The organism is Gordonia sp. UBA7599 (genome assembly GCA_002477755.1).
GTDB lineage: Bacteria > Actinomycetota > Actinomycetes > Mycobacteriales > Mycobacteriaceae > Gordonia.
Genome location: DLKD01000023.1, coordinates 1 through 247, shown reverse-complemented (window position 1 = coordinate 247; position 247 = coordinate 1). Strand labels below are relative to the sequence as shown.

The 247-nt window shown below is 68.8% G+C and carries 1 protein-coding gene; it reads left to right on the top strand.

What is annotated here, in order from left to right; all coding sequences use genetic code 11:
• Window positions 1-247, top strand: a 247-nt coding sequence (locus B4L26_RS02460; RefSeq protein WP_290715468.1) for an Hsp70 family protein, incomplete at both ends; no start/stop codon positions are given.

Genomic DNA, 247 nt, shown 5'->3' with positions numbered 1-247 from the left:
ACGACGCCCAGCGCCAGGCGACCAAGGAAGCCGGCCAGATCGCCGGCCTCAACGTCCTGCGCATCGTCAACGAGCCCACCGCCGCGGCCCTGGCCTACGGCCTGGACAAGGGCGAGAAGGAGCAGACCATCCTGGTCTTCGACCTCGGTGGCGGCACCTTCGACGTCTCGCTGCTCGAAATCGGCGACGGCGTCGTCGAGGTCCGCGCTACCGCCGGTGACAACAAGCTCGGTGGCGACGACTGGGA